The following is a 1233-nucleotide window of genomic DNA, read 5'->3' as shown; positions in this document are numbered from 1 at the left end:
TCTGTCCGACTCGCTCCGCTCGACGCTGAGCCCTCTGTCCGTCTCGCTTCGCTCGACGAACGGAATCTGCGGGCAGTCCTTCCAAAGTCCGTCCAGCCCAAAGTATTCGCGAGCTTCCTGGTGGAAAACGTGGACCACGATCTCGCCGTAGTCCAGGAGCACCCATTGCCCTTCGCCCTTGCCTTCGCGACGCAGCGGCCGGGTGTCGTGCTTCTTGATGAGCACTTCCTCGACCGCGTCGACGATCGCCTTGACCTGCCGCTCGTTCGCGGCCGAGAGGATCACGAACACGTCGGTCAGCGCGATCTTCTCGGTGACATCGCGGATATTGATGGCGTGGGCCTTCTTGTCCGCCGCTGCCTGCGCTGCGGAGAACGCCAGGGTCTTGGCGGTGTCAGTTGCGGTCACGTACTCCCCTATCAGCGAGAATTCTCCCGACGTACACAGCCGGGCTACCGCTCTAGTCTTACACGTTGGGTACGACGACGCCTTCCCTGTTTCGTGTCAGCCGTCGTGCGCCACGTTCCGGGCTCAGTGGTAAAGCCCGTGTTCGGAGATATAGGAGTCGACCGAGTCGGAGACGAGGTACCGGATCGGCTCACCCTCGCGTACCCGCTCTCGGCATTCGGTTGACGACAGGTCGACAGCCGGCATGTCGATGAACTCGACTTCAATCCCGAATGACGTGTCGACCTCTCGGCGTGAGTGTCCCTGCCGGTTCAATGCGATGAACCTCACGGCCTTGCAGAGCTCCTCGACTCGATGCCAGGTCTGAAGGTTCGCAAGGGAATCGGCCCCCATGATGAAGTACAACTCAATGGGGCGGTCGTACTCGGTCCGGACATCGGCGACAGTATCGATCGCATAGGTGGGGCCCTCGCGGTCAATATCGCAAGTGCTGATGCGGAACCGCAGATCAGCGGCGATAGCAAGCCTCGTCATCGTGAGGCGCGCAGCAGCATCGGTGATATCGCGACCGTGCTTCTGCCACGGATCGCCGGCCGGAACAAAGACGACCTCGTCCAACGCACACCTGGCGGCCGCCTCACTGGCGGCCACAAGATGCCCGAGATGCGGGGGATCAAAGGTCCCGCCGAAAATCCCGATGCGTTGAATCGATACGTCGTCCACAGTTTCGAATCCTAACTGCGTGAAACGAGGAAGGGCCGCAACCTGGTGGTTGCGGCCCTTGCCTTATGTTCATGTTTGGCGGTGTCCTGCTCTCCCACACCC

General features: G+C 61.2%; 2 protein-coding genes. Both read right to left on the bottom strand.

Annotated elements, in window-relative coordinates:
* On the bottom strand, nucleotides 1–408 hold a 408-nt coding region (gene rsfS / locus FAB82_RS27110; RefSeq protein WP_168801577.1), incomplete at its 3' end, for a ribosome silencing factor.
* Between the two features lie 123 nt (nucleotides 409–531).
* The gene (gene nadD, locus FAB82_RS12850) at nucleotides 532–1131 is read right to left on the bottom strand and encodes a nicotinate-nucleotide adenylyltransferase (RefSeq protein WP_211116571.1); all 600 of its coding nucleotides are present in this window, start codon (nucleotides 1129–1131) and stop codon (nucleotides 532–534) included.
* Nucleotides 1132–1233: the final 102 nt, after the last annotated feature.

The sequence above is a fragment of the Glycomyces buryatensis genome (assembly GCF_004912275.1).
Lineage (GTDB): Bacteria > Actinomycetota > Actinomycetes > Mycobacteriales > Micromonosporaceae > Glycomyces > Glycomyces buryatensis.
Note: the sequence above shows the minus strand (reverse complement) of the source record. Positions and strands in the feature narration are given on the sequence as shown.